The 25617-nt window shown below is 70.2% G+C and carries 25 protein-coding genes; 16 read left to right on the forward strand and 9 right to left on the reverse strand.

Annotated features, from left to right (window positions below):
• The first annotated feature begins 11 nt into the window (after positions 1–11).
• The 6 genes from U9J41_RS21135 to U9J41_RS21160 all read left to right on the forward strand — a co-directional run bounded on the left by U9J41_RS21135 (position 12) and on the right by U9J41_RS21160 (position 6118).
• The gene (locus tag U9J41_RS21135; protein ID WP_322404134.1) at positions 12–1055 is read left to right on the forward strand and encodes a lysozyme inhibitor LprI family protein; all 1044 of its coding nucleotides are present in this window, start codon (positions 12–14) and stop codon (positions 1053–1055) included.
• A gap of 128 nt (positions 1056–1183) precedes the next feature.
• Positions 1184–1933, forward strand: coding sequence for an SDR family oxidoreductase (locus U9J41_RS21140; protein ID WP_322404135.1), 750 nt, complete (start codon positions 1184–1186; stop codon positions 1931–1933).
• A 49-nt stretch (positions 1934–1982) separates the two neighbouring features.
• A complete protein-coding gene (locus tag U9J41_RS21145; protein WP_322404136.1) occupies positions 1983–2375 on the forward strand; it encodes a Rossmann-fold NAD(P)-binding domain-containing protein in 393 nt (130 codons plus the stop codon).
• Between the two features lie 42 nt (positions 2376–2417).
• Positions 2418–3305 carry a LysR family transcriptional regulator gene (locus U9J41_RS21150; protein ID WP_322404182.1) on the forward strand — a complete coding sequence of 296 codons (888 nt, stop codon included), beginning with the start codon at positions 2418–2420 and terminating at the stop codon, positions 3303–3305.
• Positions 3306–3393: 88 nt separating this feature from the next.
• The gene (locus tag U9J41_RS21155) at positions 3394–5313 is read left to right on the forward strand and encodes a putative bifunctional diguanylate cyclase/phosphodiesterase (protein ID WP_322404137.1); all 1920 of its coding nucleotides are present in this window, start codon (positions 3394–3396) and stop codon (positions 5311–5313) included.
• Positions 5314–5554: 241 nt separating this feature from the next.
• Positions 5555–6118 (forward strand): TetR/AcrR family transcriptional regulator, encoded by a 564-nt coding sequence (locus U9J41_RS21160; RefSeq protein WP_322404138.1) that lies wholly within the window; start codon positions 5555–5557, stop codon positions 6116–6118.
• A gap of 14 nt (positions 6119–6132) precedes the next feature.
• Here U9J41_RS21160 and U9J41_RS21165 read toward each other — a convergent pair whose 3' ends face one another.
• Positions 6133–7122 (reverse strand): aldo/keto reductase, encoded by a 990-nt coding sequence (locus U9J41_RS21165; RefSeq protein ID WP_322404139.1) that lies wholly within the window; start codon positions 7120–7122, stop codon positions 6133–6135.
• A gap of 105 nt (positions 7123–7227) precedes the next feature.
• Here U9J41_RS21165 and U9J41_RS21170 point away from each other — a divergent pair, with 105 nt between their 5' ends.
• Both U9J41_RS21170 and U9J41_RS21175 read left to right on the forward strand, forming a co-directional pair.
• Complete coding sequence (locus tag U9J41_RS21170; protein ID WP_322404140.1) at positions 7228–8169, forward strand: LysR family transcriptional regulator; 942 nt, start codon at positions 7228–7230, stop codon at positions 8167–8169.
• A 9-nt stretch (positions 8170–8178) separates the two neighbouring features.
• Positions 8179–8376: a hypothetical protein gene (locus U9J41_RS21175; protein WP_322404141.1), complete on the forward strand. Its 198-nt coding sequence runs from the start codon at positions 8179–8181 to the stop codon at positions 8374–8376.
• Positions 8377–8412: 36 nt separating this feature from the next.
• Here U9J41_RS21175 and U9J41_RS21180 read toward each other — a convergent pair whose 3' ends face one another.
• The 3 genes from U9J41_RS21180 to U9J41_RS21190 all read right to left on the reverse strand — a co-directional run bounded on the left by U9J41_RS21180 (position 8413) and on the right by U9J41_RS21190 (position 10511).
• Positions 8413–9345 carry a pirin family protein gene (locus U9J41_RS21180; protein ID WP_322404142.1) on the reverse strand — a complete coding sequence of 311 codons (933 nt, stop codon included), beginning with the start codon at positions 9343–9345 and terminating at the stop codon, positions 8413–8415.
• A 1-nt stretch (position 9346) separates the two neighbouring features.
• Positions 9347–9730, reverse strand: coding sequence for an OsmC family protein (locus U9J41_RS21185; protein ID WP_322404143.1), 384 nt, complete (start codon positions 9728–9730; stop codon positions 9347–9349).
• A gap of 79 nt (positions 9731–9809) precedes the next feature.
• A complete protein-coding gene (locus tag U9J41_RS21190; protein ID WP_322404144.1) occupies positions 9810–10511 on the reverse strand; it encodes a pirin family protein in 702 nt (233 codons plus the stop codon).
• Between the two features lie 233 nt (positions 10512–10744).
• Between U9J41_RS21190 and U9J41_RS21195 the strand changes: the two genes are divergently transcribed.
• The 8 genes from U9J41_RS21195 to U9J41_RS21230 all read left to right on the forward strand — a co-directional run bounded on the left by U9J41_RS21195 (position 10745) and on the right by U9J41_RS21230 (position 21123).
• Positions 10745–12439, forward strand: coding sequence for an AMP-binding protein (locus U9J41_RS21195; RefSeq protein WP_322404145.1), 1695 nt, complete (start codon positions 10745–10747; stop codon positions 12437–12439).
• Positions 12436–13029, forward strand: coding sequence for an NAD(P)H-dependent oxidoreductase (locus U9J41_RS21200; RefSeq protein WP_322404146.1), 594 nt, complete (start codon positions 12436–12438; stop codon positions 13027–13029). The genes U9J41_RS21195 and U9J41_RS21200 overlap by 4 nt, the downstream gene beginning before the upstream one ends.
• Positions 13030–13077: 48 nt before the next feature.
• On the forward strand, positions 13078–14025 hold the full coding sequence (locus U9J41_RS21205; protein WP_322404147.1) for a LysR substrate-binding domain-containing protein: 948 nt from the start codon (positions 13078–13080) through the stop codon (positions 14023–14025).
• 119 nt (positions 14026–14144) lie between these two features.
• Positions 14145–14984: an alpha/beta fold hydrolase gene (locus U9J41_RS21210; protein WP_322404148.1), complete on the forward strand. Its 840-nt coding sequence runs from the start codon at positions 14145–14147 to the stop codon at positions 14982–14984.
• 411 nt (positions 14985–15395) lie between these two features.
• Positions 15396–17408 carry a sensor histidine kinase gene (locus U9J41_RS21215; protein ID WP_322404149.1) on the forward strand — a complete coding sequence of 671 codons (2013 nt, stop codon included), beginning with the start codon at positions 15396–15398 and terminating at the stop codon, positions 17406–17408.
• Between the two features lie 63 nt (positions 17409–17471).
• On the forward strand, positions 17472–19334 hold the full coding sequence (locus tag U9J41_RS21220; RefSeq protein WP_322404150.1) for an amidohydrolase: 1863 nt from the start codon (positions 17472–17474) through the stop codon (positions 19332–19334).
• A gap of 10 nt (positions 19335–19344) precedes the next feature.
• Positions 19345–20046 carry a YoaK family protein gene (locus U9J41_RS21225; protein WP_322404151.1) on the forward strand — a complete coding sequence of 234 codons (702 nt, stop codon included), beginning with the start codon at positions 19345–19347 and terminating at the stop codon, positions 20044–20046.
• Between the two features lie 246 nt (positions 20047–20292).
• Positions 20293–21123 (forward strand): alpha/beta fold hydrolase, encoded by an 831-nt coding sequence (locus tag U9J41_RS21230; RefSeq protein ID WP_322404183.1) that lies wholly within the window; start codon positions 20293–20295, stop codon positions 21121–21123.
• Here the strand turns inward: U9J41_RS21230 and U9J41_RS21235 are convergent.
• From U9J41_RS21235 to U9J41_RS21255, 5 genes are all read right to left on the reverse strand, one after another.
• Positions 21113–23401, reverse strand: a complete 2289-nt coding sequence (locus tag U9J41_RS21235; protein ID WP_322404152.1) for an FdhF/YdeP family oxidoreductase — start codon at positions 23399–23401, stop codon at positions 21113–21115. The two genes, U9J41_RS21230 and U9J41_RS21235, sit on opposite strands and share 11 nt — an antisense overlap.
• 44 nt (positions 23402–23445) lie before the next feature.
• Positions 23446–24069, reverse strand: coding sequence for a response regulator transcription factor (locus U9J41_RS21240; protein WP_322404153.1), 624 nt, complete (start codon positions 24067–24069; stop codon positions 23446–23448).
• Between the two features lie 68 nt (positions 24070–24137).
• Entirely contained in the window at positions 24138–24527 is a 390-nt protein-coding gene (locus tag U9J41_RS21245) for a response regulator (protein ID WP_322404154.1), read from the reverse strand.
• Complete coding sequence (locus tag U9J41_RS21250) at positions 24517–24801, reverse strand: XapX domain-containing protein (protein ID WP_322404155.1); 285 nt, start codon at positions 24799–24801, stop codon at positions 24517–24519. Before U9J41_RS21250 ends, U9J41_RS21245 begins: the two co-directional genes overlap by 11 nt.
• An 89-nt stretch (positions 24802–24890) precedes the next feature.
• The gene (locus U9J41_RS21255) at positions 24891–25577 is read right to left on the reverse strand and encodes a hydrolase (RefSeq protein ID WP_322404156.1); all 687 of its coding nucleotides are present in this window, start codon (positions 25575–25577) and stop codon (positions 24891–24893) included.
• Positions 25578–25617 lie beyond the last annotated feature (40 nt).

Here is a 25617-nt window from a genome sequence, read left to right on the forward strand (position 1 = left end):
AGGCTGTCGCGATGATATCTATATCCTTCCTCAAGGCAGGCTGCGCCGCCCTCGCCTTGTGCGCCGCGGCCCCCGCGCTGGCCGCGCCCGACTATCCCACGACGCAGACCTTCGGCGTCCCGTTTTCGAAGGATGAGGCCTGGTACCGCCAGTGCATGCGCGTCGAGCATGCGGTGGCACCCGCCGCGCATGCCGCGCACGCGCCCGGCCCGGCCTGCGACGCGGCCGCGCTGTATTACCGGAAGCGCAGCCAGGCCGTGACGTCGCCCGCCGAATGGAACGCCGTCAGGGAATGCGCGCTGGCCCATGGCGACAATACCGTCCTGATGATGTTGTATGCGAATGGCTTCGGCGTGCCCCGCGACATCGACATCGCGATCCATTATGCCTGCAGCCTCGACTTCGCGGCCAAGGCGGAAATGGAAGCGCGCATCGCCCATCTGGCCGGCGGCCTGTCCGCCGGTGCCGTGTTCGACCAGTGCGACGACATCACCAGCGGCCGGATGGGCGCCGTCTGCGCCGCCATTGCCGCGTCGCAGGCCGGCCGCGTGCGCGAGGCGCGCCTGGACCGCGTGGCGCGTACCCTCCCGCCAGCGGCGCTGGCGGCGTTCAGGACGCTGCGCGCCGCGGCCGACGCCTATGCGGTCGGTGCCGCGGCCGAAGTCGACATGCAGGGCACGGCCGCGGCAGGGCTGGGCATCGGGCACGAGAACAAGCTGCGCGAGCAATTCATGCGCGCCGTGCTGGACGTGCTCGACAACAAACTGCCGGCCTCCCCGCACGCGGACGCGGTGGAACTCGACGCGGCGCTCAACGCGGCCTACCAGCGACTCATGAGCGCACCGTCGAAGCAGGCGGACGCGCCCGGCCGCATCGGCGACGCCACGATCGAGCGCGCCGATGTCCGCAAGGCCGAGCGTCTGTGGCTGGCCTACCGCGACGCATTCCTGGCCTTCCGCGCCGGGCTGGCAGCGGGGTCCGACGCGGACGCCGTCACGGCACTGCTGCTCCAGCAGCGCATCGCCGAATTGAAGAAAATCGCTTTATACCTATGAATCGTGCCGGTCAAGCAGTGGCACCGCATGATTATTATCGCAAACGAAATTCTAAAACCATATTCCAGACGATTATCTACGATCAGAAATCAATCATCATGACCTCACTGTCAACCAAGGAGGTCACCATGAACCAGCAAGCCCGGCAAACCACCCGCGTCGCCCTCGTCACCGGCGCCTCGCGCGGCATCGGCGCCGCCGTCGCCAAACGCCTCGCCGCCGACGGATTCGCCGTCGCCGTCAACTACGCCGGCAACGAAGCAGCCGCCAACGCCACCGTCGCCGCCATCGTACAGGCCGGCGGCCATGCCATCGCCGTCCGGGCCGACGTCGCCAGCGTGGCCGACGTGAAAGCGATGTTCGCGACGATCGAGGAACGGCTCGGCCGCATCGACATCCTCGTGAACAATGCCGGCATCCTGCCGTACGTGACCATCGCCGAGACGAGCGACGAGGTGTTCGCACGCACCATGGCCATCAACGTCACCGGCACGTTCAACACGATGCGCGAGGCGGCCGCGCGCCTGAACGGCGGCGGGCGCATCGTCAACTTCTCGACGAGCGTGCTGCATATGGCGCCGCCGACCTATGGCGTGTACGTCGCCACCAAGGGCGCGGTGGAAGCGCTGACCCGCGTGTTCTCAAAGGAGCTCCGCGGCCGCGACATCACCTGCAACGCGGTGGCGCCGGGCCCCGTCGCGACCGAGCTGTTCCTGGACGGGAAGTCCGACGAGCAGATCCGCCAGGCCGCGATGATGGCGCCGCTGGGACGCCTGGGCGAGCCGGACGACATCGCCGGCGTCGTGGCCTTCCTGGCCGGTCCGGACGGCGGCTGGGTCAACGGCCAGGTGCTGCGCGCCAACGGCGGCATCGCGTAATCCCGTATCCGACCCGAACACCCGGAATTCCCACACGCAGGAGACCGACATGACCGAGGCAGTCATCCTCATCGCGGGCGCCGGCAGCGGCAGCGGCAAGCTCGCGGCCCGGGCGCTCGCGCTGGCCGGCCACACGGTCCACGCGACGATGCGCGACGTCGACGGCCGCAACCAGGGCCGCGCGGACGCGGCGCGGACGTGGGCTCACGGCGCGGACCTGCGCCCGCTCGAACTGGACGTGCTGCCGCAAGCGTCGTGCGACGCGGCCGTGGCCGATGAACGGGTGCGCATCGTCGGCCTGCCGCGCGGCCGGCGGCCGGTCCGCACGGTGGTCGATGTCGGCGGCGACGGCGCGCGCGACGTGCTGGCGGTGGCGCAAGCCGTGCGCGTGGACGTCGCGCGCCGCATCGGCATCGCCGACCTGCCGCGGCCCACCGTATAATCCGGGGTTCAACGTCAGGAGGCGGCACGCATGGCGACGCAGATGGACCGGTTCCAGGAGATGCAGATTTTCGTGCGCATCGTGGAGCGGCGCAGCTTCACGCAGGCGGCCGAGGATCTCCTGATCCCGCGCGCCACCGCCACCAACGCCATCAAGCGGCTGGAAAACCGGCTCGGCACGCGGCTGCTGGAACGCACCACGCGCGCCGTCGCGCCCACGCAGGACGGCGCCGCGTACTACGAACGGTGCGTGCGCCTGCTGGCCGACCTCGACGAGGCCGAGGACGCGTTCCGCGGCAGCGAGCCCACGGGCCTGCTGCGCGTGAACCTGCAGCCGACCCTCGCGCGCTACTTCGTCTTTCCCGCGCTGCCCGCGTTCCTCGCCCGCTACCCGCGCATCCAGCTGCACGTCGGCGAGGACGACCGCCTCGTCGACCTCGTGCGCGAAGGCGTCGACTGCGTGCTGCGCGCGGGCCAGCTGCACGATTCCTCGATGGTGGCGCGGCGCGCGGCCGACCTGGAACAGGTGACGGTGGCGAGCCCCGCCTACCTGGAACGCCTGGGCGTCCCGGCCGCGCTGGCCGACCTCGCGCGCCACCAGGCCGTCCACTACGTGTCGACGGCGACGGGCCGGCCGTATCCGCTGGAATTCATGACGGACACCGGGCTGAAACTGGCGACGCCGCCCGGCGTCGTCTCGGTCACCGGCACCGAAGCCTATACGGCGGCGGCCCTCGCGGGCCTCGGCCTCGTGCAGGTGCCGCGCTACCGCATCGCCGAGCAGTTGGCGGACGGGCAGCTCGTCGAAGTGCTCGCGGACGTGCCGCCGCCGACCATCCCCGTCTCCGTGCTGTACCCGCAGGCGCGCCAGCTGTCGGCCCGCGTGCGCGTGTTCGCGGATTGGCTCGTGCAGCGGTTCACGACGGCTTGACCTGCCTGGCGGCAACGGCGCACCAAGCTCGTGCCTCCACTTCGCTTACCGTGGCAAAATGTCTTAACCGACCCGAACAAGACCCGCCATGCAGACCCCATCCATCCCGCTCGACGAAGCGCGCCGGCTGACGGCGCTGCACGCCACCCGCCTCCTCCACACCGCGCCGGAAGACGCCTTCGACCGCATCACCCGCATGGCCAGCCGGCTCCTCGACATGCCGATCGCGCTCGTGTCGCTGGTCGACAAGGAAGACCAATGGTTCAAGTCGCGCTGCGGCATCGACATGACGGGCACGCGGCGCGAGGTCTCGTTCTGCGGCCATGCGATCCTCGACCACGAACCGCTGATCGTCCCGGACGCGACGAAGGATGCGCGCTTCGCGGACAATCCGATGGTCGTGAGCCCGCCGCACATCCGGTTTTACGCGGGGGTGCAGCTGTACTCGATCGACCGGATGCCGCTGGGGACCCTGTGCGTCCTCGATCGCGTGCCACGCACGCTCTCCGAGGAGCAACTCGACATCCTGCGCGACCTGGCGCGCATGACGGAACAGCTGATCCACTTCCGCCAGCTGGCCGCGGCCGCGCAGTCGCTGCGCTCGCACATCTACGTCGACAATGCGAATCCCGAACTGGCGGCGGCCGCCGGCCAGGTCGAATTCCTGCTTACGCACGACATGCTGACGGGCCTCGCGAACCGCCAGGTGCTGGTGAAGACCATCGCCGACAACCTCGATCAATGGAAGCACGCCGGCGGCCACACGCTGGTCGCGACGGTCAACGTCGACAAGTTCAAGCGCCTCAACGAGCTGCTGGGCCACCACGCGGGCGACAAGGCCCTCGTCGCGATCACGTGGAGCCTGCAGAACCTGCTGCGGCCGGGCGACCTGCTGGCGCGCGCGGGCAGCGACGAATTCGTCCTGCTGCTGCCCGGCCTCGGCGACGACAGCGTGGCGCGCGACCGCCTGCGCCAGCTGCTGCAGTCCGTCACGCGCGAATTCAAGACGGCCGGCGGCGCCATCCCGCTCACCTGCAGCATCGGCTATGCCATCTTCCCGGAAGACGGCGCGGACGGCGACGTCCTGCTCAACAACGCGACGATGGCCGTGCGCCGCGCCAAGGCGCTGGGCGGCGGCCAGATCCAGCGCTATTCGGAAGAGCTGAGCCAGGCGCTGCAGCGCAAGCTCACGCTGGAGAACCAGTTGCGCCATGCCATCGCACGCAACGAACTCTCGCTGAACTACCAGCCCAAGACCGACCTGCACACGGGCGCCGTCGCCGGCCTGGAAGTGCTCGTGCGCTGGAAGCATCCGGAACATGGCGCGATCTCGCCGGCCGAATTCATCCCGATCGCCGAGGAATCCGGCCTCGTCGTGCCGATCGGCGAATGGGTGCTGCGCGCGGCCGTGGCCCAGCGCCGCGCCTGGAGCGACGCCGGCGTGCCGGACGTGCCGGTGGCCGTCAACCTGTCGGGCAAACAGTTCCTCGGCACGGACGTCGTGGCGCTCGTCGGCACGGTGCTGCGCGACTCCGGCCTGCCTCCGCGCCTGCTCGAGCTGGAACTCACCGAAAGCATCTCCATGGACGACCCGGGCCGCACCGCGGACCTGATGCGCCAGTTGCGCGAACTCGGCACCACGCTCAGCATCGACGATTTCGGCACCGGCTATTCGAGCCTCAGCTACCTCAAGCGCCTGCCCGTCGACAAGCTCAAGATCGACCGCTCGTTCGTCCTCGACGTACACCAGAGCGCCGAATCGCTGGCGATGGTGAAGGCGATCATCGCGATGGCGCACACCCTGCACCTGGACGTCATCGCCGAGGGCGTCGAGACCGACGGCCAGCTGGCCGCCCTGCGCAGCGCCGGCTGCGACCAGATCCAGGGCGACTACTACAGCAAGCCGCTGGACGCCGACGCCTGCGCCGCGTACCTGCGGCGGCACGGGGCGGCCGCGGCCGCATCCCACGGTGCGGAAACGGTGCCGGCGGCCGCCGCGGCCAAATAAGCCCTGAACGCTATCGTTTTTATATCGTAAAATGTCTGTGCGGCCCGTATGTATGCCGGGACGCAACACCAATTCCGGCAAATTCCGTGAAAATGGATGGCCGGAATTGTGGAATCCCACGCAAAGCCTTAAAATCGTGACACGGAGCGTTGCCAAATTTCATGGGCACATCCGTCGCCAGCGAGTCCGTCACACCCGGCCGCACGGACCGCAACCGATTACTGCATACCGACTCATAAGCATGCGTTACACGAGTAACCATAAGGCCGAAACGCGCCAGCGCATCATCGGCGAAGCCGCGCGCCGCTTCCGCAAGGACGGCATCGAGGGCACCGGCCTGGTGCCGCTGATGAAGGCGCTCGGCCTGACCCATGGCGGCTTCTACGCCCACTTCGAATCCAAGGATGCCCTCGTTCAGGCGTCGCTGGAAGCCGCCGCCGAGCAGACGCTGGAACGCTGGCAGGCGCCGCCTGCCGCCGATCCGCCGGCACGCGCCGTCATCGACCACTACCTGTCCACCCAACACCGCGACGAACCGGGCGACGGCTGTCCGCTGCCCACGCTGGCCGCGGAACTGGGCCTGCGCGGCCAGCCCAGCGCCACCGCCGACGCGATGGTGGCGCGCATGACCGCGCTGCTGGGGGACTGCAACCTCGCGGCCGCCCCGGGCGACGAGGGCATCGTGGCGCTGGCCGCGATGGTGGGCGCGCTCACGCTGGCGCGCGCCGTGTCCGACGGCGCCGCGTCGGACGGGATTCTCGCGGCCGTGCGCGCCGCGCTGCAACCCGCGCCGCCGGAAACCTGAGCCGGCGGCCGGCGTCAGCGATCCACCATCGCCATTGCCTTCGCCGTGTAGCGCGCGCCGGCCACGCCGATCTGCGCCAGCGCGCCATCCAGCCGGCGCAGGTCGTCCGCATCGAGCCGGACGTCGGCCGCGGCCAGGTTCTGTTCGAGGTAGGTGCGGCGCTTGGTGCCGGGAATCGGGACGATGTCGTCGCCCTGCGCCAGCAGCCAGGCCAGCGCCACCTGCCCCGGCAGGGCGCCGTGGGCGGCGGCGATGTCCTTCACCAGGTCGGCGATGGCCTGGTTGCGGTCGAAGTTCTCGCCCTGCAGGCGCGGGTCGTTCTGGGCGCGAAAATCGTCGGCCGGATAGTCCTCGGCGCGCTTGGCCGTGCCGGTCAGGAAGCCGCGCCCGAGAGGGCTGAACGGCACGAAGCCGATGCCCAGTTCGCGCAGCACGGGCAGCACGTCGGCCTCGATGTTGCGCTCCCAGATCGAATACTCGCTCTGCAGCGCCGTCACCGGCTGCACGGCGTGGGCCCGGCGGATCGTCGCGGCGCCGGCCTCGGACAGGCCGAAGTGCAGCACCTTGCCTTCCTGGATCAGGTCCCTGACGGTGCCGGCCACGTCCTCGATCGGCACGTTCGGATCGACGCGGTGCTGGTACAGCAGGTCGATGCGGTCGGTGCGCAGGCGCTTCAACGACGCCTCGACCACGGCGCGGATGTGTTCCGGACGACTGTCGGCGCCCGCGAAATGGCCCTTGCCGATGACGAAGCCGAACTTGGTGGCGATCTGCACGTCGTCGCGGCGGCCCGCCAGCGCGCGGCCCAGCAATTCCTCGTTGGTGAACGGGCCGTACACTTCGGCGGTGTCGAAGAAGGTGCAGCCCAGGTCGAGGGCCCGTTGGATCGTCGCGATCGATTCCGCGTCGTCGGGGGTGCCGTAGGCATGGCTCATGCCCATGCAGCCCAGGCCGATGGCGGAGACTTCCAGTCCCTGGGTTCCGAGTCGTCGTGTGGTCAGCATGTCGTTGTCCTTTCCTGGTGGATGCCGCCGGCGGCGGCCTGTCGACAATGTAGGCGTTGTGCCTTGCAAAGAAAACACCAATAATCGCATAATCGTTTTCCAAAAATGGAAGACGAGAGCGAACGCGTGGACTGGAACGACCTGAAATACTTTCTCGAAGTGGCGCGCGGCGGCAGCCTGACGCGCGCGGCGGACGTGCTGCGCGTGAGCCAGTCGACCGTCGGCCGCCGCATCACCGAACTGGAAACGCGCCTCGCCACGCGCCTGTTCGCGCGCCACCAGACGGGTTACCACCTGACGGACGAGGGCCGCGAACTGCTCGGGCGCGCGCAAGCCGTCGAGGACAATATGCTGGCGTTCGAACGCGGCGCATCCGGCCTGAGTCCCGCCGTGTCGGGGCTCGTGCGCCTGGCCACGACCGAGAACCTGGCGACCGACCTCGTGATCCCCGCCCTGCCCCGCCTCGTCGCGCGCCATCCGCGGCTGCGCCTGGAGATCGTCACGACGACGGCCACCGTGGAACTGGGCCGGCGCGACGCCGACCTCGCGCTGCGCGTCGTGCGGCCGACCCACGGCAACCTCAAGGCGCGCCGCCTCGGCGAGATGAGCCACGGCGTGTACGGACACCGCGACTACCTCGCCCGCCATCCGGCGCAAGCGGCCGATCCGCTGGCCGGCCGCGCCGTCATCACGTGGGACGAGGCGCATGCGCACCTGCCGGCCGCGCAATGGCTGGCGCAGCGCGCACCCGGTGCGCACGTGGTGCTGACGGCGTCGACCCTGCGCGCGCAGATCGCGGCCGTGCGCGCGGGCCTGGGCCTCGCGGTGCTGCCCGACTTCCTCGCGACGGGCGCCGATTTCGTGCGCGTGCTGGCGCCGGACCAGGTGTTCAGCGACGGCGTCTGGCTCGTGATCCACGCCGACCTGGCCGCGTCGAGCCGCGTGCGCGCCGTCGCCGATTTTCTCGCGGAGGCGGTGGCCGGCGCGGACGCGGCGCTGTCCGGCCGGCGCGCCGGCCAGGCACAGGACGAGCGGGCTTCGTGTTAACATCGGGCGATGGAAAGACGAAGCGACTACAAAACGGCCTTGATGATCGAGGCCACGATCCACGAGGCCCAGGACCAGAACCGCTCGCCCGCGCGCGCGCTGGCCGCGCTGGGCGTGCCGTTCGAGGTCGCGATGCGCGTGCTCACGCGGCCGGACGAGCGGCGCCATGCGGTGCCGCCGCCCCGCAGCAGCGAAGCCCAGGGCTGAGCACGGGCTTAGCGCGGGCCGAGTTCGGGGCCCGGTTCAGGGATAACGCACGGGCCGGCCCGGCAAATCCGGCAGCGGGATGAATTCCGTCTCGCCCGGCACGTGCGGAAAACGCTGGGCTTTCCAGTCTTCCTTCGCCTGCTCGATGCGGTCGACCGAACTGGACACGAAATTCCACGTCAGGTAGCGCGGGCCGTCCATCGGCTCGCCCCCCAGCAGCATGACGCGCGCGCCCCGGTTTGCCGTCGCCGCCAGCGTGACGACGGCGCCGGGCTTCAGCACGAGCAGCTGGCCCTGTTCGAAGCGGCCGTCGCGGCCCAGGTCGAGCGTGCCGTCGACCACGTACAGCGCCTGCTCCGGATATTCGGCCGGCAGCGTCAGCCGCGCGCCCGGCTGCAGCGCCAGGTCGACGTAAAACAGCGGCGATTGCACCGGCACCGGCGACGTCTTGCCGAAATAGCTGCCGGCGATGATGCGCGCGGTGGCGCCGTCGCCGTCGAGGATCGGCAGGTCGCCCGCGCCCGTGTGCGAAAACGCCGGGTCGCATTCTTCCTGCGCCTGCGGCAGCGCCACCCAGCACTGCAGGCCGAACAGGTTCGAGCCGGCGGCGCGCACGTCCGGGCCGGTGCGCTCGGAATGGACGATGCCCTTCCCGGCCGTCATCCAGTTCACCTCGCCCGGCTTGATGTCCTGCACGGTGCCGAGGCTGTCGCGGTGGCGGATCTGGCCGTCCAGCAGGTACGTGACGGTGGCCAGGCCGATGTGCGGATGCGGGCGCACGTCGATGCCTTCGCCGGCGTGGAACACGTGCGGTCCCATCTGGTCGAGGAAGACGAACGGGCCGACCATGCGCCGGTCCTTGTGCGGCAGCGCGCGCCGTACTTCGAAACCGCCGCCCAGGTCGTGCGTGCGCGGGACGACGATGGTTTCGACGCCGCTCTCATGATTCCCTTGGTCGAACGTGCTCATGTCAGATGGCCTCCGTGGTGATCTGGATGGTGCCCGACAAGGTCTTGTGCACCGGGCATTTGTTGGCGATGTCGGTGAGCCGGGCCTTTGCGTCGTCGTCCAGCGCGCCGATGTATTCGATGGTGCGGTGCAGGCCGTAGGCCGCGCCTTCCTGGCCATGCCGGATCGAGACCTTGACCTCGTCCAGCGCATAGCCCTTGCGCTTCGCGTACAGGCTCACGGTGAGCGTCGTGCACGCGGCCAGCGCGGCGGCCAGGATGTCGTGCGGTTCCGGGCCGCTGTCCTCGCCGCCGAATTCCGGCTTCACGTCCGTCAGGATGCGGTGCGGTCCGATCTCGACCACCTGCTGCAGCGGTCCCGTACCGCGATGCGTCGTCACTTCCATGGCCAGTTCTCCTCGTCTCATGCGTTTGCGTGGATGTCCGCCACCCGTGTGCACAGGTTGCGGACAGATTGTACCGGGTTCACGCCGGCAGATCGAACAGCAGTACTTCGGCATCCTGCGCGTCCGCCAGCGCAACGGCCGCTTCCTCGCTGATCCCGACGGCGTCGCCGGCGCCCAGCACGCAGCCGTTCACCGTCACGCTGCCCCGCGCCACCTGGACGTATGCCTGGCGGCCCGGCAGCAGCGGATGGTCGGCGCGGTCGGCGCCGTCCAGGATCGTCGCGAAGATGGCGGCGTCCTGGCGCAGCGAGACGGAGCCGTCGCGGCCATCGTTCGACGCGATCAGGCGCAGCCGGCCGCGCTTCGCATCCGCATCGAAGTGTTTTTCTTCGTAGCCCGGCGCGCCGTCCACGTCCGACGGGATCACCCAGATCTGCAGGAAGTGCACGGGCGCCGTCGCCGAGTGGTTGTATTCGCTGTGGGTGACGCCCGTGCCGGCGCTCATCCGCTGCACGTCGCCGTAGCGCAGGACGGAACCGTTGCCCATGCTGTCCTTGTGCTCCAGCGCGCCGTCCAGCACGTAGGAGATGATCTCCATGTTCTTGTGGCTGTGCGGGTCGAAGCCGCGCCCGGGCGCCACGCGGTCCTCGTTGATCACCCGCAGCGGACCGACGTTCATGTGCGCCGGGTCGTGGTAGTGGCCGAACGAGAAGGTGTGCTGCGAGCGCAGCCAGCCGAAACTGGCGACACCGCGATCCGCGCTTTTACGTACTTTCAGCATGATGTTCTCCCTGTGATTGTGAATTCCTGCGTTCGAACCGTTCGAACACACCGCCCTTCGCGGGCTCGGCCGTCTTGCCGGCTTGCCGTCGAAAGCGCGTTTCCATGGAAAGCATTATGGTCGCTGCGGGGCGGGATGAAAAACGAGTTGTTTCATGGACTACGATCGATTTTTTCGATCATTTGAAGAAAACTTCGTTCCGGCGCTACACTTCAGGGAAACAGGAGAGAGACATGCATCAGGCCAGCTATGTGCACGGAGCGCATCCGCTCCCCCTCATCGGCGACACGATCGGCGCCCACCTGGACCGCGTCGCCGCACGCTTCCCCGGGCGCGACGCCCTCGTCGTGCCGCACCAGGACGTGCGCTGGTGCTGGCGCGAGCTGCGCGAGCGGGCCGACCGCCTCGCCGCCGGCCTGCTGGGCCTGGGCCTCGATCCCGGCGACCGCGTCGGCATCTGGTCGCAGAACCGCGCGGAATGGGTGCTCACGCAGTTCGCGACCGCGAAGGCCGGCCTCGTCATGGTCAACATCAACCCGGCCTACCGGCGCGCCGAGCTGGAATACGCGCTGGCAAAGGTCGGCTGCCGCGCACTGATCCTGGCGCCCGGGTTCAAGTCCAGCGACTATCTCGGCATGCTGCGCGACCTCGTGCCGGAACTGGACGCGCATGCGCCCCATCCTGCGCCCGGCGACCTGCGCGCCGCGCGCCTGCCCGAGCTGCGCCACGTGATCCGCCTGGGGCCCGGCTCGACCCCGGGCATGCTGGACTTCGACACGGTGGCGCAATGCGCCGCCCCGGCCGACTTCGCGCGCCTGGCGGACGTCGCGCGCACCCTGCAGTTCGACGATCCCGTCAACATCCAGTTCACGTCCGGCACGACGGGCGCGCCGAAAGGCGCCACGCTCACGCACCACAACATCCTCAACAACGGCTTCTTCATCGGCGAGGCCATGCGCCTGACGGAACACGACCGCCTGTGCATCCCCGTCCCGCTGTACCACTGCTTCGGCATGGTGCTGGGGAACCTGGCGTGCATGACGCACGGCGCGGCGATGGTCTATCCGGGCGCAGGCTTCGATGCCGGCGCGGTGCTGGCCACCGTGCAGGCCGAGCGCTGCACGGCGCTGCACGGCGTGCCGACGATGTTCATCGCGCTGCTCGACCATCCCGGCTTCGCGTCGTTCGACCTGGCGAGCCTGCGCACGGGGATCATGGCCGGCTCGCCCTGCCCGGCGGAAGTGATGCAGCGCGTGATGCGCCTGATGCACATGGACGGGATCACGATCGCCTACGGCATGACCGAGACGTCGCCCGTGAGCTTCCAGACCGCCGTCGACGACCCGCCCGCATGCCGCGTGGGCACGGTCGGGCGCATCCATCCTCACCTCGAAGTCAAGATCGTCGATGCCGACGGGCGCATCGTGCCGCGCGGCGAAACGGGCGAGCTGCTCACGCGCGGCTATTCGGTCATGCTGGGCTACTGGGGCGACGACGCGCGCACGCGCGAAGCGATCGACCCTGCCGGGTGGATGCACACGGGCGACCTGGCGACGCTGGACGCCGACGGCTATTGCCGCATCGTGGGCCGCGCGAAGGACATGGTGATCCGCGGCGGCGAAAACGTCTATCCGCGCGAGGTCGAGGAGTTCCTGTACCGCCACCCGAAGGTGCTGGACGTGCAGTGCGTCGGCGTGCCCGATCCGAAGTATGGCGAGGAGCTGTGCGCCTGCATCGTGCTGCGGCCGGGCGAGCAGGCTGACGCGGACGAGATCCGCGCCTTTTGCCAGGGCCAGATCGCGCACTACAAGATCCCGCGCTACGTGCGGTTCGTGGACGGGTTTCCGATGACGGTGACGGGGAAGATCCAGAAGTTCATGCTGCGCCGGCAGGCGGCGGACGACCTCGGGCTGGGAGACGGCGCATGAAGTGTCTCGTCGTCGTCACCCATCCCGTCCACGACAGCCTGTGCCGCGCGCTGGCGCAGCACGCCATCTCCACGCTGACCGCCCACGGCCACGACGTGATCGTGGAAGACCTGTACGGCGCGGGATTTTCTCCCGCGTTGACCGCGACGGAACGCGGGTCGTATTACGGGCCTGCGTTCGACGGCGGAGCCACGGCGCCGCACGTGGCGAACCTGCTGGCCGCCGAGGCGCTCGTGCTGGTGTTCCCGACGTGGTGGTTCGGCTTTCCGGCGATGCTCAAGGGCTGGTTCGACCGCGTCTGGGCGCCGGGCATCGCGTACGACCACGCCAGCGACCTGGGGCCGATCACGCCGCGCCTCGGCAAACTGCGGCAAGCCGTGGCGATCACCTCGCTGGGATCGCCGTGGTGGGTCGACCGCCTCGTGCTCCGGCAACCCGTGAAGCGCGTCCTGAAGACGGCGCTGCTGGGGACCTGCGCACCGCGGTGCCGCTTCGGGATGCTGTCGCTGTACCGGGCCGAGTCGCTCGCGCCGCACCAGGTGCAGGCATTCCGCGCGCGCATCGGACGGACCCTGTCGAAGTGGGCGTGACAGGCGCAATTTTGATACGATGCGCTCCCCGATCCTTCAAGCCCCCACATGCTCAAACTCAGCCTGGACGCCCTCCTCACCGTCGACACCATCGCCCGCCGCGGCAGCTTCGCGGCCGCCGCGAAGGAGCTGTACCGCGTGCCGTCGACGATCTCGTACACCGTCTCCAAGCTGGAGGACGACCTGGGCGTGCAGCTGTTCGAGCGCTTCGGCCCGCGCGTCGTGCTCACGCCCGCGGGCGAGGAGCTGCTGAAGGAAGGCCGCTACCTGCTCAAGGCGGCGGGCGACCTGGAAAGCCGCGTGCGCCGCGTCGCCTCCGGCTGGGAGACCGAGTTCGCCATCGGCATGGATTCCGCCCTCGCGCCGCTCGGCCTGCAGGACGACATCCGCGCGTTCTATGAGGTGGCCGACCAGACCCGCTTGCGCATCGTGCGCGAGGCCCTGGCCGGCACCTGGGAAAGCCTGCTCGACCGCCGCGTCGACCTGCTCGTGGGCGCGGCCGGCGAGGGGCCGTCCGGCGGCGGCTACACGGCCGAGCCGCTGGGCACGATGTCGTTCGTGTTCGCCGTCGCGCCTTCGCATCCGCTGGCGCAGGTCCGCTACCGGCTGGGCAAGGCGGAGCTGACGGCGCACCGCGCGGTGTCCGTCGCGGACTCCGCCCGGGTGCTGCAGGCGCGCACCGTGGGCCTGCTGTTCGGCCAGGACACGCTGGCCGTCCCCGACATGCAGACGAAATACGAATTCCAGCTGGCGGGCCTCGGCTTCGGCTTCCTGCCCGAGGCCTGGGCCCGCGCCGACATCGCCGCCGGCCGCCTGGTCGAAAAAGAGGTCGAGGAACCCAAGCCGGACGAGACGTTGTACATGGCGTGGCGCACGGGCGAGGAAGGCGCCGCGCTCAAGTGGTGGCGCGAGCGCCTGCGCGCGTCGATGCCGCTGGCGCGCATGCTCGCCCTCAACTGCCCGATCGAGCGGGCAACGACCGATACCGGCAAGTAAATACCTATACGTTCGTATGACTAGACCGCCCGCGCATCCCTCCCGACAATGACCGGGCCCGGATGCGGCGGCCCGCGCCGTCCCTTCCGGCTTCCTGCCACCAACCGAAGGGATTCGCCATGACCATCACCCGCACGAGCAACACCGTCACCACCCGCGACGGCACCATCATCCGCTTCACCGACTGGGGCCATGGTCCCGCCGTCGTGTTCAGCCACGGCTGGCCGCTGCAGGGCGACGCGTGGGAAGACCAGATGATGTTCCTGGCCGACCACGGCTACCGCGTCATCGCCCACGACCGCCGCGGCCACGGCCTGTCGAGCAAGCCCTGGCACGGCAATCACATGGACGACTACGCGGACGACCTGGCCCAGCTGATCGAGGCGCTGGACCTGCACAACGTCACCCTCGTCGGCCACTCGACCGGCGGCGGCGAAGTCGCGCGCTACATCGGCCGCCACGGCGCCGACCGCGTCAAGCGCGCCGTGCTGGTGGGCGCCGTGACGCCGCAGATGGCGCAGTCGGACGCGAACCCGAACGGTGTGCCGATGGCGGTCTTCGACGGCATCCGCCAGGGCGTGCAGGCCGACCGCGCGCAGTTCTTCAAGGACCTGAGCGGCCCGTTCTACGGCTTCAACCGCGAGGGCGCCAAGGATTCGCAGGGCATGCGCGATACGTTCTGGCTGCAGGGCATGCAGTGCAGCATCCGCGCCGCCTACGAGTGCATCAAGCAGTTCTCGGAAACCGACTTCACGGCGGACCTCAGGAAGATGACCATTCCGACGCTCGTGATCCACGGCGACGACGACCAGATCGTACCGATCGACACCACCGCGCGCCGCGCCGCCGAGCTGCTGCCGCAAGGCCGCCTGCTCGTCTACGAAGGCGCGCCGCACGGCCTGCCGGCCACGCACAAGGACCGACTGAACGCCGACCTGCTGGCCTTCCTGCGCGCCTGATCGCGCGGCGCGGCCGGTCATGCCGGCAGCGCCGCCGCCTGCGCGGGCGCCCCTTGCGGCATGGCGCGCGCCGGCCGGCCCCCGCCACGTCGACGCACGGGGCGCCCCACGCGCCGGCACGCGGCGCTGTCGTATCCCAACGTATAGCTGGACGGGGCCCGGCATCGACAATCGTCCGCAATCCCGACCGAGACCCACGCCGTGAACATCCGCCCCGCCCCCGCCGCCGCACTCGCACACGCGCCCGCCATGCGCCTGCGCGCCCGCCCGGTCGCGCGCGCGCGCGGGCGCCGGCCGGCGCCGTCAATACGCACGACGTTCATCCTTTCGTATGAGGGAATTGTCGGACCATGCCGCGATACTGGTTCCGCGCCGGCCCAACTCCCGCCGGCGGCAATCCCGAGCGCGCAGATGACCCGACCGTTACCACCGACCCGACCCGTTCCCGCCCCGCACGCCCCGCCCGCCGGCGGCACGGCGGCACCGGAGCCTTCCATTGCCGCGTGCCGGCGCGCCTGGCAGCTGCTGTGCGGCGCCGGCGTGACGACGCTGGCGGCCACCCCGCTGCTCGGCGCCGATCCCGCGCTGACCGACGCGCTGCAGGATGCCTTCGATGCCGGCCGCCTGCCCGGCGCGCTGATCGAAGCGGAGATCGGCCGCGCACTGCTGGATGGCCCGCGCGACGCCACCCTGCTGGCCGCCATGCTGCTGGCCGCCGTCGCGCTCGACCGTTTCCGCGGCGGCCGGCGCGCCCTGCTGCTGGCCGGAGCCTGCGCGGCGCGCGCCCGTCGGCCGGATCTCGGCGCCGTCGGCGGCGCCGTGCTGCGCGCCCACGCCACCCTCGTCCTGGCGCGCCGCGCCCCGCTGCGCGACGCCGCCCTGCTGCAGGCCGAAGCCTGCCGCATCGACGCCGGCCGTCCCGCCACGCTGGCCCGCAACGCCGTCCTGTGGACCGGCGTGCGCCTGCTGTGCGGCGCGCCGTTGACCGAACTCCTGCACTACGCGCAAGCCGTGCGCCAGGCCATCCCGCCAGGCGGCGCGTCCGCCGCCGCGTGCCAGCTGGACGGCCGCGTCGCGCTGTTCCGCGCCCTCGCGGGCAGCAGCCACGAACCGGACTTGCCGACGGTCGCGCCGGACGCCATGCAGTTCGGCTGCTGGCTCGGCTGCCTGCAGGCCGCGTGGCTGCGCGGCCGGACGGGCGCCGCGCGCGCGGCGCTGGCGGCGGCGCGCCAGCTCGTCACGCCGCTCACGCCGCCGTGCGAACTGCTGCCGTATCACCTGTTCGGCGTGCTGACCCTGGCGCGCCTGCGCGGCATGCCCGGCTCGAGCGCGCAACTGCGCGACCATCGCCGCGCGCTGCAGGCCTGGGCGCGGCGGGCGCCGGACCTGGCGGGCGCCATGGCGCTGCTGGCGCGCGCCGCCGAACAGGATGCCGGCGGCGCCCGCGCCCTGTGCGCCTACGAAGGCGCGGCCGCGCTGGCGCAGTCGAACGGCCAGGCGTGGATCGCCGCGCTGGCCTGGGAAGGCGCCGCCAATCTGTGCGGCCGGCTCGGTCTCGCGGGCGCGCTGCCGGGTTACCGCCGGCTGGCGCTGGACACCTGGCGCGACTGGGGCGCGCACGGCCGCGTACGCGAGCTGGTACAGGCCTGGGACGCCGTCCCGGCCACGCTGGACCCCGACCAACAGACGCGCGCCGCCCGTGCCGGCACGGTCGGCGAACTCGGCATCGCCATCGCGCACGAGGTCAACCAGCCGCTGGCCGCGATCCTGCTGCACGCGGCCGCCGCGCGGCGCTGGCTGCGCCGCGGCCAGCCCGACACGGCGCGCGCGCTGGACGCGCTGGAACAGATCAGTGCCTGCGGACGCCAGGCCGGCGACATCGTGCGCAGCGTGCGCGGCCTGGCCCGGCGCGAAGGCGAGGCAGCCAGCACGTTCGCGCTCGACGGCGCCGTCGGCGACATCGCGCAACTGCTGCGCGCGCTGATGGTCCGGCAGAACGTGCAGCTGGAAACCCGCCTGCAACTGGCGGAGCGCCAGGTCCACGCCAGCCGCGCCCAGGTCCAGCAGGTGCTCATCAACCTGCTGCTGAACGCGATCGAGGCGCTGGCGACGGTCAGCGACCGGCCGCGCCGCATCGTGCTGGAATCGGCGTCCGCCGGCCCTGGCCTCGTCGAGCTGCGCGTACGCGACAACGGTCCCGGCATCGCGCCCGCCGACCGCGAGCGCATCTTCGACGCGCTGTACTCGACCAAGCCGCACGGCACCGGCGTCGGCCTGTCGATCAGCCGCGCCATCGTCCGCGCCCACGGCGGCCGCATCGAATGCGTACCCGCCGAGCCGCACGGCGCCCTGTTCCGCGTCGTGCTGCCCGTGCGCAGCGTGGCCGCGACGGCGCCGCCATCCGCAAGCCACGACCATGCCTGAAATCCCGCGTGCGGGCGGCCAGCGGGCCGCCGCAGTACCATGTCCACACTTCCGGAGAAACCCATGAACACACCCGTCATCGCCGACCTGATCCTCACCAACGGCCGCTTCCACACGCTGGACCGGTCCAATCCGCAGGCCGACGCGGTCGCCATCGGCGCCGGCCGCTTCCTCGCCGTGGGCGCGGCCGCCGACGTGATGCGCCATGCCGGCGCCGCCACCCGCGTCGTCGACCTCGACGGCCATACCGTCATCCCGGGCCTGAACGATTCGCACCTGCACCTGATCCGCGGCGGCCTGAATTACAACCTCGAGCTGCGCTGGGAAGGCGTGCCGTCGCTGGCCGACGCGCTGCGCATGCTGAAGGCGCAGGCCGACCGCACCCCGAACCCGCAGTGGGTGCGCGTGGTCGGAGGCTGGAACGAATTCCAGTTCGCCGAAAAACGCATGCCGACCATCGAGGAACTCAACGCGGCCGCGCCGGACACGCCCGTGTTCGTGCTGCACCTGTACGACCGCGCCCTGCTCAACCGCGCCGCCCTGCGCGCCGTCGGCTACGACAAGACGACGCCGAACCCGCCCGGCGGCGAGATCGTGCGCGACGCCGCCGGCAACCCGACCGGCATGCTGATCGCGCGCCCCAACGCGATGATCCTGTACGCGACGCTGGCCAAGGGCCCGACGCTGCCGCTGGACCAGCAGATCAATTCGACCCGCCACTTCATGCGCGAACTGAACCGCCTCGGCCTCACGAGCGCGATCGACGCGGGCGGCGGTTTCCAGAATTATCCCGAGGACTACCAGGTCGTCGAACAGCTGGCCGCGCAAGACCAGCTGACGATCCGCATCGCCTACAACCTGTTCACCCAGAACAAGGGCCGCGAACTCGACGATTTCAAGAAGTGGACGGCGATGGTCGCGCCGGGCCAGGGCAGCGACTGGTATCGCCACAACGGCGCCGGCGAGATGCTGGTCTTTTCCGCCGCCGACTTCGAGGACTTCCTGGAGCCGCGCCCCGACCTGCCGGCCGGGATGGAGGCGGAGCTGGAACAGGTCGTGCGCCACCTCGTCGCCAACCGTTGGCCGTTCCGCCTGCACGCGACCTATGACGAATCGATCTCGCGCATGCTCGACGTATTCGAGAAGGTCGACCGCGAGAACCCGTTCGCCGGCCTGCGCTGGATGTTCGACCACGCCGAGACGATCACCCCGCGCAACATCGAGCGCGTGAAGGCGCTCGGTGGCGGCATCGCCATCCAGCACCGCATGGCGTTCCAGGGCGAGTACTTCGTCGAGCGCTACGGCGCCAAGGCGGCCGAGACCACGCCGCCGATCAAGCGCATGCTGGACGCCGGCGTGCCCGTCGGCGCCGGCACGGACGCGACCCGCGTGGCCAGCTACAACCCGTGGACGGCGCTGTACTGGCTCGTCTCGGGCCGCACCGTCGGCGGCCTGCGCCTGTACGACGCGGGCGCGCGCCTCGACCGCCACACGGCGCTGGAACTGTGGACGGCGGGCAGCGCCTGGTTCTCCAGCGAGCAAGGGCATAAGGGCCGCATCCAGGAAGGCATGCTGGCCGACCTCGCCGTGCTGTCGGCCGACTTCTTCCGCGTGGACGAGGAAGCGATCAAGGCGATCGAATCCGTGCTGACCGTCGTCGGCGGCCGGATCGTGTTCGGCCAGGGCCCGTTCGACAAGCTGGCGCCGCCGGCGCTGCCCGTGCTGCCCGAATGGTCGCCCGTCGCGAAGGTGCCGGGGCACTACCGCCCCGTCCAGCAGCCGGCCGCGCCGGCCATGGCCCACCAGTGCCGCGGCGCGTGTTCCGTGCACGCGCATGCGCACGACCGCGCGCGCAAGTCCGATGTGCCGGTGTCGGACTTCACGGCGTTCTGGGGCGCGTTCGGCTGCAGCTGCTTCGCGTTCTGAGGAGACGGTCATGTCCATCAAACCGACCGACCTGACGCTCGGCGTGGGGCTCGGCCTCCTGGCCGGCTACATCGACACGTCCGCGTTCGTCGCCCTGTTCGGGCTGTTCACGGCGCACGTGACGGGCAACTTCGTCCTCATCGGCAGCGAGCTCGCGCGGCCGTCGCACGCCGGCGTGCTGATGCTGAAATTCCTCGCGATCCCCGCGTTCGCCGCGGGCGTCGTCGTCGCGCGCCAGATGGACGTGCGCTGCGCCCGCCTCGGCCACAACCCGGCGCGTCCGCTGCTGGGCATGCAGCTGGCGCTGCTGACGCTGTTCATGGCCGCGGGCGTCGCGGCGGCGCCGCTGTCCAATCCGCAGGCGCCGCTGGTCCTGGCCTGCGGCATGCTGGGCGCCGCGGCGATGGGCGTGCAGAACGCGGCCGGCAAGCTGCAGTTCGGCCGCATCGCGCCGACGACGGTCATGACGGGCAACGTGACGGAACTGCTGATCGACATGACGGACCTGGCCAGCGGCCGCGCCACGCCGGCCGTCAGGGCACGCTTCGTGAAGTTCTTCTGGCCCGTGGTCGCGTTCGCGCTGGGCTGCGTCGCGGGCGGCGCCGCGTACATGGCGTTCGGCTTCTGGTGCCTGCTGCCGGCGCTGGCGCTGCTGGCGTTTCTGGTGCTGCTGGACTGGCCGGCGCTCGAGCCGGCCGCCGCCGCCGCGTAACGCGTGGGCGGAGGGCCGCCCGCCCTACCTTCCGGCACGTGTGTTTTATACGCGCATCAGGCATCGTAGCGCCTGAACATCGGTTCACCACAACAACCAGACAACAGGGAAAACGATATGAACGATATGAACGATATGAACGGAAAGCGCCGCAACCTGCTGGGCAGCGCGGCCGCGCTGCCGCTCGCCGTGATGGCCGCCGGGTCGGCGCGGGCCGCCGCGGCGCCGAAAGGCGGCGTCGCGCGCATGACGACGGACACGGTCCGCACCAGCGACGGCGTCGACATCTTCTACAAGGACTGGGGCAGCGGCACGCCGATCGTGTTCTCGCACGGCTGGCCCCTGAGCTCGGACGACTGGGATGCGCAGATGATGTACTTCGTGCAGCGCGGCTTTCGCGTCATCGCGCACGACCGCCGCGGCCACGGCCGCTCCACCCAGGTGGGCTTCGGGCACGACATGGACCACTACGCCGACGACCTGGCCGCCGTCGTCCGGCACCTCGACCTCAAGGGCGCGATCCACGTCGGCCACTCGACCGGCGGCGGCGAAGTCGTGCGCTACCTGGCCCGCCACGGCCAGTCGCGCGCGGCGAAGGCCGTGCTGATCGCGGCCGTGCCGCCGCAGATGGTGAAGTCGGCCACGAACCCGGGCGGCCTGCCGAAGGACGTGTTCGACGGCATCCAGCAGCAGGTCGCCACGAACCGCGCGCAGTTCTACCGCGACCTGCCGGCCGGTCCGTTCTACGGCTTCAACCGGCCCGGCGTCAAGCCGCAGGAAGGCATCATCCAGAACTGGTGGCGCCAGGGCATGATGGGCGGCGCCAAGGCCCATTACGACGGCGTCGTCGCGTTCTCGCAGACCGACTTCACGGACGACCTCAAGAAGATCACCCTGCCCGTCCTGGTGCAGCACGGCGACGACGACCAGATCGTGCCGTACGCCGACGCCGGCGTGCTGTCCGCGAAGCTGCTCCCGCACGGCACGCTGAAGACCTATAAAGGCTTCCCGCACGGGATGCCGACGACGCACGCCGACGTCATCAACGCCGACATCCTCGCCTTCATCAAGGGCTGACGCGCTCCCGTGATCCGGCCGCGCGCCGGATCACGACCGGCACCGACTTGTACGACGGCGTGCCGCTGCGCGCATCGCGGTTGGCGAGCGCGATCAGGCCGTTCGCCTCCGGATAATACGCGGCGGCGGCGCCCCGCGCGATGTCGTGCGCCACGGCCACGAAGCCGCACAGCACGCGCGCTTCCGTGCTCCCGTCGTGCGCCGCGACGGCTTCGATGTCCACGATGTCGCCGTGTTCCAGCCCCCGCTCGGCCAGGTCGGCCGCGTTGACGAAGACGACGTCGCGCCGTCCCGTCACGCCCCGATAGCGGTCGTTCTTGCCGTAGATCGTCGTGTTGTACTGGTCGTGGCTACGCACCGTGGCCAGCACCAGGACGCCTTGCGCGTCCGGGCGCGCGAGCGGCCGCTGGTCGCGCGCGGCGACGATGAAGTTCGCGCGGCCCGACGTCGTGCGCCACTCGCGCCGGCTCGCGGGCACGTCGAGGCGGAAGCCGCGCGGCTGCGCGACCCGCTCGTTGTAGTCTTTAAAATCCGGGAACACGGCCTCGATCGCATCGCGGATGCGCCCGTAGTCGGCCACGAATCCCGCCCAGTCGACCTTCGACTCCGGCAGCGTGGCGCGGGCGATGCCGGCGACGATGGCCGGTTCCGATCTCAGCGCGGGCGACGCGGGCGGCAGGCTGCCGCGCGACGCGTGCACCATCGACATCGAATCCTCGACCGTGACGGATTGCGGCCCACCGGCCTGCACGTCCAGCTCCGTGCGGCCCAGGCAGGGCAGCAGGTAGGTGTGCTTGCCGACGAGGAGGTGCGAGCGATTCAGCTTGGTGGCGATGTGCACGGACAGGTCCAGCTTCCGCATCGCCTCGAAGCAGGCCTGCGGATCGGGCATCGCCACGGGCAGGTTGCCGCCCAGGCAGACCAGCGCACGCGAGCGCCCGTCGCGCATCGCTTCCAGCGCCTCCACGGCGGCATGGCCCTTGGCGCGCGGCGGCGCGAAGCCGAACACCCGCTGCAGGCTGGCGAGGAATTTTTCGCTCGGGATTTCCGTGATGCCGACCGTGCGGTCGCCCTGCACGTTCGAGTGGCCGCGCAGCGGACAGATGCCCGCGCCTTCGCGGCCGATATTCCCACGCAACAGCAGCAGATTCGCGAGTTGCTGCACGTTCGACGTCCCGTGGCGGTGCTGCGTGATGCCCATGCCGTAGCACAGGATGACCCGCTCGGCCTGGGCATACACGTCCGCCGCGGCCTCGATGTCGGCGCGCGACAGGCCCGCCACGTCCTCGATCTCGTCCCAGGACAGCACGGCCAGGCCGGCCGCGAGGGCGTCGAAGCCGGCCGTGTGGTCGCGGATGAAGTCGCGGTCCACTGCATCGCGCGCGAGCAGCGCCTTCATCATGCCCTGCACCACGGCCGCGTCGCCGCCGACCTTGACCTGGTAGTACGAGGTCGCGATGGAGACCGCCTTCCCGACCGTCATCTCGACGGGACTCTGGGGCGACTTGAAGCGCTCCAGGCTGCGTTCCTTGAGGGGATTGAACACGACGATGGGCACGTCGCGCAGGCGCGCCTCGCGCAAGGTCGCCAGCATGCGCGGATGGTTCGTGCCGGGGTTGTGGCCGAACGAGAAGATGGCGTCGCAGTGGTCGAAATCCTCCAGCGTGACGGTGCCCTTGCCGACGCCGATCGATTCCGGCAGGCCGACGCTGGTCGCCTCGTGGCACATGTTCGAACAGTCGGGGAAGTTGTTCGTGCCGAACTCGCGCACGAACAGCTGGTACAGGAACGCCGCCTCGTTGGACGTGCGCCCGGACGCATAGAACTCGGCCATGTCCGGATCGGGAAGGCCGCGCAGGTGCGCGCCGATCTCGGCGAACGCCTGGTCCCACGCGATGGGCAGGTAGCGGTCCGACGCCGCATCGTACTTCATCGGGTGCGTGAGGCGCCCTTCCCATTCGAGGGCGAAGTCTTCCCGGCCGAACAATTCGGTCACCGTGTGCTGCGCGAAGAACGCGGGCGTGACGCGCTTGTGCGTCGCTTCCCACGACACGGCCTTGGCGCCGTTCTCGCAGAATTCGAACGACGAACCCTGGCGCGGATCGGGCCACGCGCAGCCGGGGCAATCGAAACCCTCGGGCTGGTTTACCTGCAGCAGGATCGTCGTGTCCTTCGCGGTCATCTCGCCGCGGATCGCCTTCGCCACGGCCTGCAGCGCGCCCCAGCCGCCGGCCGGGCCGCCGTATTCGCCGATGCCCGGCACGTCCTTCTTTCCCATGCAATCCTCCGAACGTAACACGTGGAAGCGCATTGTACGGGGTCTCAGCGGCTGCGCGAACTCTCGATGCCGAGCTTCTCGGCCATGCGCACCAGTTCGGCCAGGGTGCGCGTCTCCATCTTCTGCATCAGGTTGCGCTTGTGGACCTTGGCCATGATCTCGCTGATGCCCATCGCGTCGGCGATCTGCTTGTTCAGCAGGCCGCCGATGGCGAGCCCGAACACTTCGCGCTCGCGCGGCGTGAGCCGGGCATGGCGCCGCGCCAGCTCGTCGGCCTCGCGCCGCTGCGCGATGCGGCCCGCGTCGCTGTCCAGCGCTTGTCCGACGGCGGCCAGCAGCGCGTCCGGGTCGACGGGCTTGGTGAGGAATTCGTCGGCGCCGGCCTTCATGGCGGCGACGGAGAGCGGAATGGTGCCATGGCCGGTCAGGAAGATCACCGGCAGCGCCAGGTGGCGTTCGGCCATGTGCTGCAGCACGCTCATGCCGTCCAGCCGCGGCATCTGCATGTCGAGGATCAGGCAGGACGGCGCCGAGGGCGCGGGCTGCGCGAGAAAGTCGGCCGCGTCGGCGAACGCGCGCACGGCATAGCCTTCCGCCTCGAGCAGGTGGGCGAGGCCCAGGCGCACGCTCGCGTCGTCGTCCACCACCATCACCATCCGCTCGCTCATGCCCGCCTCCATCTCGTACGCAGGCGCCAGCATAGCGGAAATCGCCGCTGCGTGCCGAAGCGCGGGCGTCATGGGATGGCGTCCGGCGGCGCTGGAATCGCGTCGATCAGCGCCAGCAGGCAGTCGGCGTCGACGGGCTTGTGCAGCAGCGCCAGCGCGCCCGCGGCGTCGGCACGTGCCGCGAGCGCGGGGTCGATGTCGCCGGTGATGAAGATGACGGGCAGGCGCGGCGCCAGCGCACGCAGGCAATCGCGCACCGCGAAGCCGTCCGGCTCGCCGATGTGGATGTCCAGGACGGCGCAACGGACGTGCACGGGGTCGAAGCCGTCCAGCACGGCGGCCGCGCCGGGATAGCCGCGCGCCGCGTAGCCCGCCGCATGCAGCAGCGCGACCATGCCGGCGCGGACGGTGGCGTCGTCGTCGACCACGAGCACGGTCTGTCCGGCTTCAGGCGGCACGGTCGTTCCCGGCCGTGCCGTCCGCCTGTGCCTGCAGTGCCGGCGGCGGCTGGATGCCGCTGATCCGTGTCACGCACTCGGCGCGGAACCAGGACACGGTCACGGGTTCGCCGGAGAGCAGGCGCTTGGCGATGGGCACGGCCTGCTCGCCGACGAGCATGCCGAACAGGCCGATCAGGGCGATGGCCGGCGGCGCCGGCGAGCGTACCTGCAGCAATGCGTAGATGCAGCCGACCAGCAGGCCGGCCGCCAGGGACACCAGGTAGAACTTCATGCTTTCCCCTGTCGATGGAAGGGAGCGGCCCCGCGCGGATCGCGCGGGGCCGCGGATGCGCGCACGGGGGATCGCCCCGGCGCGCGTGATCAGCGTGCCGGTACCGGCGCGAGCGTCTCGTGACTGGTGGTGCCGCGCTGCGGCGCCTTGTGCACCATCGTGTAGGCGTAGTCGATGCCCATGCCGTACGCGCCCGAGTGCTCCTTGGCGATGCCGACGACGGCGTCGTAGGTGTCCTTGTGCGCCCAGTCGCGCTGCCACTCGAGCAGCACCTGCTGCCACGTCACCGGCACGACGCCGGCCTGGATCATGCGCTGCATGGCGTAGTCGTGGGCTTCCTTCGACGTGCCGCCCGACGCGTCGGCGACCATGTAGATCTCGTAGCCGCCTTCCAGCATCGCGCACAGGGCGAACGTGGTGTTGCAGACTTCCGTCCACAGGCCGGCGACGACGACCTTCTTGCGGCCGTTGGCGGCCAGCGCGTCGCGCACCTTCTGGTCGTCCCACGAGTTCATCGACGTGCGCTCGAGGATGGGCTGGTTCGGGAAGACGTCCAGCAGTTCCGGGTAGGTGTAGCCCGAGAAGCCTTGCGTTTCCACGGTGGTGATGGTCGCCGGGATGTTGAACGCGGCGGCGGCCTTGGCCAGCCCCACGGTGTTGTTCTTCAGGACCTGGCGGTCGATCGACTGCACGCCGAAGGCCATCTGCGGCTGGTGATCGATGAAGATGACCTGGCTGTTCTGCGGCGTCAGCACTTCGAGTTTTGGATTGCTCATGGGATGATCCTCTGCGGGGAATGGTGGGTGGACGGTGGTG

This window comes from Massilia luteola, from assembly GCF_034420155.1.
GTDB lineage: Bacteria > Pseudomonadota > Gammaproteobacteria > Burkholderiales > Burkholderiaceae_D > Telluria > Telluria luteola.

What these genes read in the sequence shown, in the direction of transcription:
- U9J41_RS21135 (WP_322404134.1), top strand. Translation starts at nt 12, where the DNA reads ATGATATCTATATCCTTCCTCAAGGCAGGCTGCGCCGCCCTCGCCTTG.
- U9J41_RS21140 (WP_322404135.1), top strand. Translation starts at nt 1,184, where the DNA reads ATGAACCAGCAAGCCCGGCAAACCACCCGCGTCGCCCTCGTCACCGGC.
- U9J41_RS21145 (WP_322404136.1), top strand. Translation starts at nt 1,983, where the DNA reads ATGACCGAGGCAGTCATCCTCATCGCGGGCGCCGGCAGCGGCAGCGGC.
- U9J41_RS21150 (WP_322404182.1), top strand. Translation starts at nt 2,418, where the DNA reads ATGGACCGGTTCCAGGAGATGCAGATTTTCGTGCGCATCGTGGAGCGG.
- U9J41_RS21155 (WP_322404137.1), top strand. Translation starts at nt 3,394, where the DNA reads ATGCAGACCCCATCCATCCCGCTCGACGAAGCGCGCCGGCTGACGGCG.
- U9J41_RS21160 (WP_322404138.1), top strand. Translation starts at nt 5,555, where the DNA reads ATGCGTTACACGAGTAACCATAAGGCCGAAACGCGCCAGCGCATCATC.
- U9J41_RS21165 (WP_322404139.1), bottom strand. Translation starts at nt 7,122, where the DNA reads ATGCTGACCACACGACGACTCGGAACCCAGGGACTGGAAGTCTCCGCC.
- U9J41_RS21170 (WP_322404140.1), top strand. Translation starts at nt 7,228, where the DNA reads ATGGAAGACGAGAGCGAACGCGTGGACTGGAACGACCTGAAATACTTT.
- U9J41_RS21175 (WP_322404141.1), top strand. Translation starts at nt 8,179, where the DNA reads ATGGAAAGACGAAGCGACTACAAAACGGCCTTGATGATCGAGGCCACG.
- U9J41_RS21180 (WP_322404142.1), bottom strand. Translation starts at nt 9,345, where the DNA reads ATGAGCACGTTCGACCAAGGGAATCATGAGAGCGGCGTCGAAACCATC.
- U9J41_RS21185 (WP_322404143.1), bottom strand. Translation starts at nt 9,730, where the DNA reads ATGGAAGTGACGACGCATCGCGGTACGGGACCGCTGCAGCAGGTGGTC.
- U9J41_RS21190 (WP_322404144.1), bottom strand. Translation starts at nt 10,511, where the DNA reads ATGCTGAAAGTACGTAAAAGCGCGGATCGCGGTGTCGCCAGTTTCGGC.
- U9J41_RS21195 (WP_322404145.1), top strand. Translation starts at nt 10,745, where the DNA reads ATGCATCAGGCCAGCTATGTGCACGGAGCGCATCCGCTCCCCCTCATC.
- U9J41_RS21200 (WP_322404146.1), top strand. Translation starts at nt 12,436, where the DNA reads ATGAAGTGTCTCGTCGTCGTCACCCATCCCGTCCACGACAGCCTGTGC.
- U9J41_RS21205 (WP_322404147.1), top strand. Translation starts at nt 13,078, where the DNA reads ATGCTCAAACTCAGCCTGGACGCCCTCCTCACCGTCGACACCATCGCC.
- U9J41_RS21210 (WP_322404148.1), top strand. Translation starts at nt 14,145, where the DNA reads ATGACCATCACCCGCACGAGCAACACCGTCACCACCCGCGACGGCACC.
- U9J41_RS21215 (WP_322404149.1), top strand. Translation starts at nt 15,396, where the DNA reads ATGACCCGACCGTTACCACCGACCCGACCCGTTCCCGCCCCGCACGCC.
- U9J41_RS21220 (WP_322404150.1), top strand. Translation starts at nt 17,472, where the DNA reads ATGAACACACCCGTCATCGCCGACCTGATCCTCACCAACGGCCGCTTC.
- U9J41_RS21225 (WP_322404151.1), top strand. Translation starts at nt 19,345, where the DNA reads ATGTCCATCAAACCGACCGACCTGACGCTCGGCGTGGGGCTCGGCCTC.
- U9J41_RS21230 (WP_322404183.1), top strand. Translation starts at nt 20,293, where the DNA reads ATGACGACGGACACGGTCCGCACCAGCGACGGCGTCGACATCTTCTAC.
- U9J41_RS21235 (WP_322404152.1), bottom strand. Translation starts at nt 23,401, where the DNA reads ATGGGAAAGAAGGACGTGCCGGGCATCGGCGAATACGGCGGCCCGGCC.
- U9J41_RS21240 (WP_322404153.1), bottom strand. Translation starts at nt 24,069, where the DNA reads ATGAGCGAGCGGATGGTGATGGTGGTGGACGACGACGCGAGCGTGCGC.
- U9J41_RS21250 (WP_322404155.1), bottom strand. Translation starts at nt 24,801, where the DNA reads ATGAAGTTCTACCTGGTGTCCCTGGCGGCCGGCCTGCTGGTCGGCTGC.
- U9J41_RS21255 (WP_322404156.1), bottom strand. Translation starts at nt 25,577, where the DNA reads ATGAGCAATCCAAAACTCGAAGTGCTGACGCCGCAGAACAGCCAGGTC.